At 67.6% G+C, this 7,425-nt stretch carries 11 protein-coding genes; all 11 read right to left on the reverse strand.

Annotation, left to right across the window (positions count from 1 at the left end; translation table 11 throughout):
- Positions 1–177: 177 nt before the first annotated feature.
- Positions 178–372 carry a hypothetical protein gene (locus C0461_RS12335; protein ID WP_292107386.1) on the reverse strand — a complete coding sequence of 65 codons (195 nt, stop codon included), beginning with the start codon at positions 370–372 and terminating at the stop codon, positions 178–180.
- Positions 373–547: 175 nt separating this feature from the next.
- Positions 548–1,033: a hypothetical protein gene (locus tag C0461_RS12340; protein WP_292107389.1), complete on the reverse strand. Its 486-nt coding sequence runs from the start codon at positions 1,031–1,033 to the stop codon at positions 548–550.
- Positions 1,034–1,145: 112 nt separating this feature from the next.
- A complete protein-coding gene (locus C0461_RS12345) occupies positions 1,146–1,799 on the reverse strand; it encodes a glutathione S-transferase family protein (protein ID WP_292107390.1) in 654 nt (217 codons plus the stop codon).
- Complete coding sequence (locus tag C0461_RS12350; protein WP_292107392.1) at positions 1,796–2,269, reverse strand: SRPBCC domain-containing protein; 474 nt, start codon at positions 2,267–2,269, stop codon at positions 1,796–1,798. Before C0461_RS12350 ends, C0461_RS12345 begins: the two co-directional genes overlap by 4 nt.
- A complete protein-coding gene (locus C0461_RS12355) occupies positions 2,266–2,613 on the reverse strand; it encodes a metalloregulator ArsR/SmtB family transcription factor (protein WP_292107395.1) in 348 nt (115 codons plus the stop codon). The genes C0461_RS12350 and C0461_RS12355 overlap by 4 nt, the downstream gene beginning before the upstream one ends.
- Before the next feature lie 97 nt (positions 2,614–2,710).
- The gene (locus tag C0461_RS12360) at positions 2,711–4,336 is read right to left on the reverse strand and encodes a Na/Pi symporter (RefSeq protein ID WP_292107397.1); all 1,626 of its coding nucleotides are present in this window, start codon (positions 4,334–4,336) and stop codon (positions 2,711–2,713) included.
- A gap of 58 nt (positions 4,337–4,394) precedes the next feature.
- Entirely contained in the window at positions 4,395–5,492 is a 1,098-nt protein-coding gene (gene ychF, locus C0461_RS12365; RefSeq protein ID WP_292107400.1) for a redox-regulated ATPase YchF, read from the reverse strand.
- Positions 5,492–5,974 (reverse strand): PIN domain-containing protein, encoded by a 483-nt coding sequence (locus C0461_RS12370; RefSeq protein ID WP_292107403.1) that lies wholly within the window; start codon positions 5,972–5,974, stop codon positions 5,492–5,494. The genes ychF and C0461_RS12370 overlap by 1 nt, the downstream gene beginning before the upstream one ends.
- Complete coding sequence (locus tag C0461_RS12375; protein ID WP_292107405.1) at positions 5,971–6,219, reverse strand: hypothetical protein; 249 nt, start codon at positions 6,217–6,219, stop codon at positions 5,971–5,973. Before C0461_RS12375 ends, C0461_RS12370 begins: the two co-directional genes overlap by 4 nt.
- 32 nt (positions 6,220–6,251) lie before the next feature.
- Positions 6,252–6,722 carry a copper chaperone PCu(A)C gene (locus C0461_RS12380; RefSeq protein WP_292107408.1) on the reverse strand — a complete coding sequence of 157 codons (471 nt, stop codon included), beginning with the start codon at positions 6,720–6,722 and terminating at the stop codon, positions 6,252–6,254.
- Between the two features lie 44 nt (positions 6,723–6,766).
- A partial coding sequence (locus C0461_RS12385; protein WP_292107411.1) for a PepSY domain-containing protein occupies positions 6,767–7,425 on the reverse strand: 659 nt, incomplete at its 5' end.

The following is a 7,425-nucleotide window of genomic DNA, read 5'->3' on the forward strand; positions in this document are numbered from 1 at the left end:
GGGGGGTGCTTGGGTGGTGCTCATCCCCCCATTGTCCGGCGCCCGGGAGCAGCGGGACGAAAAACAGGGGTTTGGGACGCCGACCCCTTGTTTTCAGGGGCGTTGGCCGCCGAAAATGCGGGATCAAGGGGGCGGTTCAGGCGGGTGCAGACGTCCGCCGACGACCCGTAGCGGACGTTAGTTGTTCCTGCGCGCCTGCTCGCTTTCAATCGCGTGCCGCTTCTTGAGCAGCAGCTTCGATACAATCGGCGACAGCGGCATGCGGAGGCGCGCTGAGACCCGTGCGGCTTCCGTGTCCAACTCTTCGTCAGACAAGCCCGGAAGACTTGCGTCTGACGGCACGCCGCTACGGTTCCGGGAGGTCTTGCTCATGCCCTCATACTGCATAGCCGAGGTCTGCTTTCCAGCCCGAAGCGACTGTCAGCTCCCGACCATGGCAGACATTCAGCGTTCGATAGTCTGCGCACGCTTTGCCCACCGGACAATCCTCCAGTGTCACTGTCGCCGCTGAATCGACAGGCGGGAGTCGCTTGCGACCGATAGGGCGCTATCTCCAGTATTCGATTATCCGGGACACCTTGTCGTCTCGAAACTCGAACACCGCGAGGTGGCGTTTCGCGGCGCCCCTGCTGACCTCCTCGCGCTCGACAGCAATCCCATTGTGACCCGGTATCATGGAAATCACCCTGTATCGCGGTTCGGTCAGGTCATACCTCCCGGCCTCCAGCGCCCTTACGGTGTTCGCCTGCAGTTCGTCTCTGGTATAGGCGCCCCCATAGGCCTCATGGATGTAGATGAAGTCCGGCGTATACAAGGAGAAGAGGTCATCGATATCGGCAGCGGTCGAGCCACGCATCATAACCCTGTTCTGAGCATCCGTAATCTCGACGACCCTGGCTTGCAGTTCATCTGCACTCAGGACCTGGCCCATTGCTTGGGCATGGGACGCCACAAATGCGATCAAGGCGAAGAGCGCTATTTTCATTGAACCGCCTATGGTGGAGCCCAAAGGTAACTTTGGCTTTGCGCTCATCCGAACCTCCGAAAACAGCCCTCAAGGTAGCAGAGCTTCGTCCAGATTCAACGTCCGCCATCCACCCGTTTCGGGCGTCCGGGCGGGCCTCATGACGGGCCGCACCACCCCCCTAATCCCGGTCCGGGGCGCCCAGGGGGAAGTAGTGGCGGAAGGGGCGGGCCTCGTTGACGGCGCGGGCGAAGGACGGGCGTTGCAGCAGGCGGGCGCGGTAGGCCAGCAGGTTCCCGTATCGCTCGGGAATCCGGTGGGTCCAGTCGGCGTAGAACAGCGAGGGCGCGGCGGCGCAGTCGGCCAGGGTGAAGGTCTCGCCCACCGCCCAGGTGCGGCCCTGCATGCGCCGGTCCAGCCAGGCGTAGCTGACCTCCAGCATCTTTCGGGCCTCCTCGACGCCGTGGGGATCGCGCTGGTCGGCCGGGCGCAGGGCGTCGAACACGAACTTGCCCTGGGGCGTCATGACGTAGTTATCGAAGACGCGGTCGAGCATGCGCGCCTCGAGGGCGAGGTTGGGATCCTCGGGGATCAGCTTCACCGGCCCCGGATGGTGGATCTGGAGGTATTCGATGATGATGGAGGCCTCCAGCACCACCCGGCCGTTCTCGCGCAGGATCGGGAAGCGCTTCATGGGCCACAGGGACGCCAGTTCATCGCCCACGCCGGCGTCCTCCATCATGCGGCAGGTGAAGGGGATGTGGTTCTCGTAGAAGGCGATGAGGGCCTTCTGGCAGTAGGACGAGAAGGGGTGTGCGAACAGGTCGATGGTCATGAGAAGGCCCTCGGTTCGCGGCCTTCGAGAACGGCGACCAGATTGTCGATGTGCCAGGCCGTGCCGTGCTCGCGGCCCTGCACCGCCTCCATGCCGCCGGTGAGATAGGATCCCTGTTCGGTGTGGATCAGCCGGGTCCTGTCGCCCTCGGCCCTGAACTCGAGGGTCTGAAGCGAGACCGACAGCTTCTCGCCGTTGTGGAACATGTCGTAGACGAGGATGATCCGCTGGTCCTGGGCGATGTCATGATAGACGGCCTGGAAGTCGGTGACCTTGCCGTCGGGCCAGCGGGCGTGGAACCGCTCCCGGCCGCCGACGCGGAAGTCGAAATCGCGATTGAGGGTTTCTATGTCCGCCGGCGCCCTGAACCAGGCGCGCCGGGCCTCGAGGCTGCTGTAGGCGGCGAAGACCCGCGCCGGCGTGGCGTTCAGCACCCGTTCGATGGTGAAGGCGGCGTTGGTGACGGTCATCGGTCTGTCTCCTCGGGGGCGGTCTCGGCCAGGTAGGCGTCCAGTTGATCGTATTGCCGCTCCCAGAAGCGCTTGCGCTCGGCGATCCAGCGTTCGACCCGGGTCATGGTCCTGATCTCCAGGGTGCAGGTGCGCACCCGGCCCACCTTCTCGCTCTTCACCAGCCCGGCGGCCTCCAGAATCTTCAGGTGCTGGACCACCGCCGACAGGGTCATGGGCAGGGGGCGGGCCAGTTCGCTGACCGAGGCGGGGCCAAGGCTCAGGCGCTCGACCATGGCGCGGCGTCCGGGATCGGACAGGGCCTGGAAGGCGAGGTCGAGCGGTTCGGGTTGATGCTGTAGCATTCACTTAACTATTGAGGCGAAGGGCGCAGGAGTCAACCGGGCGCACGGAAGAGGGGCGGTCCCGGCGGCGTGCATCCGCCCGCGGGCGGCCTGAACCTCAGCCCGCGGCGGCCTGCGCCTCTTCGTGGGCGGTGTCGGGGTGGCCCTCCCAGGGGCCCAGGCGGCGGTGGGTCTTGGCGGCCATCTCGGCGCAGCGCCGGACGGCGTCGGCCAGATCCAGGGCGTCATCCAGCCGGCCCACCGGCAGGGCGCCGCGGGCGGTGGCCTGCAGCAGGTCGGTCTTGACCTGTTGATAGGCCTGTTCGGCGGTCTCGATCAGGCGCGCATAGGCCAGCTCCGGATCGGCGGCGTGCGGGCCGGGCCCTGTCAGGCTGTCGCTCAGGGCCTGGCGCAGGGTCGGCCAGCCGGCCGAGGCGGCGGCGATGTCCGCCGGGGGTGTGCGCAGCCGCAGGCTCATGCGCTCGATCTCCTCCAGATGCTGGACGGCCCGGATCACATCGGGCAGGGCGTCGGCCACCGTGTCGGGAAGGGGGCCGGCGCTCATCTCGCCGATGAAGGTGCGGATCGCCCGCCCCAAAGGCAGAAGCTGGCCCGGGTCTGTCGCCCCCGCTCCCGCCCCCGCCTCCCGCCGCCGGGCGACCATGGCGAAGGCGGCCTCGCGCATGCGCTCCGCCTCCAGCACCAGCCCCCGCAGGGCCAGATCCGGCACCTTGGCCAGGGTGGGGTCCAGATATCGGGGCCGGGCCAGGCTTTCCTCGGCGGACACGAAGCGGCGCTGAAGAAAGGTGATCAGCCGCGCGCCCATCAGGGCCATGATCACGGCGCCCAGCAGATTGAACAGGGTGTGGAACATGGCCAGGATCGCGGGAGTGTCGGCCTGGGGGTTGAAGCCGGACGTGAGCCAGGTGCTGAGCCACAGCAGCGGCGACAACAGCAGCAGGGCCCCGGTGGCGGCGGTGACGTTGAAGATCACGTGGGCGGTCGCCACCCGCCGCGCCGCCGGGGTGGCGCTGAGGGCCGCCAGGATCGCCGTCGAGGTGGTGCCGATATTGGTCCCGATCACCGCCATGGCGGCCATGGACAGGGGGATCTCGCCGCTGGCGGCGGCGGTCAGGGCCAGGGCGATGGCGGCGCTGGAGGACTGGGTGAGCACCGTCACCAGCACGCCCAGGGCCAGGGCGATCAGCAGGGCGGCGAAGGTGGCGTCGCCGGTGAACAGATGACCCATATCGCCCATCAGGTCGGCGAAGGCGCCCTGCAGGACGCCGACGCCGAGGAAGAAGGCCCCGAACCCGGCCATGGCCTGGGCCGCGCCGAACAGGCGCGAGCGGCCGCGGAACGCCAGCCGCCCCAGCATGCCGAGGCCGATCAGGGGCAGGGCCAGGGCCGCCACGTCGATCTTCACCCCCACCAGGGCCACCAGCCAGCCGGTCATGGTGGTGCCGACGTTGGCCCCGATGATGAGCCAGACGGCCTGGGCCAGGCTGAGCAGGCCGGCGTTGACGAAGCCCAGGGTGGCCACGGTCACGGCGCTGGAGGACTGCAGCAGGGCGGTGATCAGGACCCCGGCCAGAAAGCCGCGCGGGGCGGACCGGGTCCAGGATTCCAGCACCGCCTGCAGGGCGCCGCCGGCCGCCAGCTTCAGACCCTCGGTCATCAGCCACATGCCGAGCAGGAACAGGCCGACGCCGCCGAGCAGGGATGCGAACACACCCAGAGTCATGACGTCTCACCCGATCGTCGCGTCGCCCGGGCCGCGCTCCCGACAGGAGGGAGCGGGGTCAGGTGTTGAACAGGAAGTGCAGGACGTCGCCGTCCTTGACCACATATGTCTTGCCTTCGGCGCGCAGCTTGCCGGCCTCGCGGGCCTTCGCCTCGCCCTTCAGCGCCACATAGTCATCGTAGGCGATGGTTTCGGCGCGGATGAAGCCCTTTTCGAAATCGGTGTGGATCTCGCCCGCCGCCTGGGGGGCGGTGGCGCCGATGGGGATGGTCCAGGCGCGCGCTTCCTTGGGGCCGACGGTGAAGTAGGTCTGCAGGCCCAGCAGGCTGTAGGCCTCGCGGATCAGGCGGTTGAGGCCGGGCTCCTCGAGGCCGAGGGTTTCGAGGAACTCCTTGCGCTCGTCCGGCTCCAGCATGGCGATCTCGGATTCGATGCGGGCGGAGATGACCACGGAGTTGGCGTCGTCGGCCTTCGCGCGGGCGGCCACGGCGTCGGACAGGGCGTTGCCCTTGTCGGCGGAGTCCTCTTCCACATTGCAGACGTAGAGGGCGGGCAGGGCGGTGAGAAGCTGGAGCATGTGCCAGGCCTTCTCGTCCTCCTTCGAGATCTCGGCGGTGCGGGCGGGCTTGCCGGCGCGCAGCTTTTCGAGGGCCAGGTTCATGAGTTTCAGGGTCGCCTGGGATTCCTTGTCGCCGCCCTTGGCGCGCTTCTCCACCTGGACCACGCGGCGCTCGAGGCTTTCCAGATCGGCCAGCATCAGCTCGGTCTCGATGATCTCCAGATCGCTGAGGGGATCGATGCGGCCTTCCACGTGGGTGATGTCGTCGTCCTCGAAGCAGCGGGCGACGAAGGCCACAGCGTCACAGTCGCGGATGTTGGCCAGGAACTGGTTGCCCAGGCCCTCGCCCTTGGACGCGCCGCGCACCAGGCCGGCGATGTCCACGAAGGTGATGCGCGAGGGGATGATCTCCTTCGACCCGGCGATGGAGGCCAGCACGTCCAGACGCGGCTCGGGCACCGCCACGTCGCCGGTGTTCGGCTCGATGGTGCAGAACGGATAGTTGGCGGCCTGGGCCGCCGCCGTCTGGGTCAGGGCGTTGAACAGGGTGGACTTGCCGACGTTGGGCAGGCCGACGATCGCGACTTTCAGGGACATTAGTCTTCCAGCGGAAACAGGGGCGCGGGTATGTCCAGCTTCTCGAACAGTTCCGACGGTTCGGCGAAGAAGGGGTTCACCACGGTGAGGTCGCCAAGCTCATGACCGTGATGCATGTCCTCGGTCAAGAGATAGCGGCACCCGGCGCGGCTGGCCGAGGCGATGATCAGCAAATCCCACCAGTGATAGTTGGTGATCTCCTGAAAATCCCATGCGGTCTCGCGCACGGCGTCGTCGAACGGGGCGGTGCAGGCTGTGCTGAAACGCCGGACGTTCTCGCGATAGACGCGGCGTCGTTCGTACTGGCCGGGCTTGCTGATCGCGACGTTGTAATACTCGTTCAGAACCTGCGGGCTGACGACGAAGCCTCGCCTCCCGGCCAGCGTCAGGACGATGTGCTGCGACAACTCACGCTTCCGAGGGTCGGCGTCGTCATTGAGGTAGAGGAGGATGTTGGTGTCCAGAAAGCACAGCGCCGTCATCGGAACCGCTTCATGAACCGCCGGTCATAGATTTCCTCACGATTGAACGTCCGCCCTCCATCACTCATCGGAGCCAGCGGCGTCTCCATCACAGCCAGCATCTGGGCTTGGAAATCGGACGGGCGTTGGCGCTCACGCGCCACGCGGCCCGCGATCCAGCGCGAAACGCTGACCCCTTCCTTGCCCGCCTGCGCCCTGGCCCAGGCCAGGTCGCTCTCGTCCATGCTGATGGTGACGTTCTTCATGAACACGAAGATCGTGTTTCACGAAGTTCGTGTCAATGATTCCGGTGTTCGGCGGCGGTTTCGTCCGGCTGGCGGACCTGGGCCTCCACCGTGACCTGGGCGGCGTGCTCGAAAGTGAGGGTCAGGGGTACGGTCTGGCCGTCCTCCAGCGCGCTGGACAGGGTCATGAGCATGAGATGCTCGGCGCCGGGGCGCATCTGCACCGTTTCGCCGGCGGGCAGGGGCAGGCCGTCCGCCAGCTGGTTCATGCGCATCATGTCGCCGTCCATGCGCATCTCGTGGATTTCCACCACCTGGGACAGGGGCGACGCGACGGAGACGAGCCGGTCGTCGCGGCTGGAGACGAGGGTGACGTAGCAGCCGCCGACGAACACGCCGTTGGGGGTGGGGCGGCACCAGGCGTCCTCGGCCTGGACCACGGCGGGGCCTTCGGGCCGGGAGTCTCCACCGCCGCAGGCGGCGAGGACGAGGGTGATCAGCGGCAGGACCGCGAGGCGTTGCATCTCGATAGCTTCCTTCATGTCTTCTTTTCTTGCGGATCGCCGCGTCAGGCGGGGGAGGGACCGCGGCGGATCAGACGGCCCAGACGGTCGAGCGCCAGGGCGACGATGAGACTGGCCCCCGTCATGGGATAAATTATGGCGAGGGGCAAAACGATGCCGAGCACGGCGGCGCGGACGCGCGGGCCGGGCGGGGCGGCGGGGGCGGCGAGACGGCGGCCCGACAGGCTTGGCGGACGCCGCTTCCACCACATGGTGACGCCGCTGATCGCCAGCAGCCAGACGGCGATGCAGCCGCCCAGCATGAGGTAGCGGTTGATCCAGCCGTACTGCGTGCCCTGATGGACCGCGATGCCCCATTCGAACGCCTTCGCCCCGACGCCGAACTGGTCGTAGCGGATGTCGGCGCGGACCGCGCCGTCGCCGCCGCCCACATAGAGAGAGCGGGCGTCCTGCACCCGTTTGTTCTCGTGGGCCACGGTCCAGGCGAGGGTGGGGTCCGTGGGGATGGTGACGGTGAAGGGGCGGGCCATGCGCTCGGCGTCGGCGGTCTGCAGCACCCGGGCCAGGCTTCCGGGCCCGGGATGATGGCCGCCGTGCAGGGCAGCGCCTTCCATCGTCCAGCCGACGCTGGCGGGATGGTCCTGGTGTTCGGCGTGCAGCCACGGGCTGGCCGCGGCGGGGGCGGGGGGACGGCCGGAGCCGG

Source organism: Brevundimonas sp., assembly GCF_013823285.1.
GTDB lineage: Bacteria > Pseudomonadota > Alphaproteobacteria > Caulobacterales > Caulobacteraceae > Brevundimonas.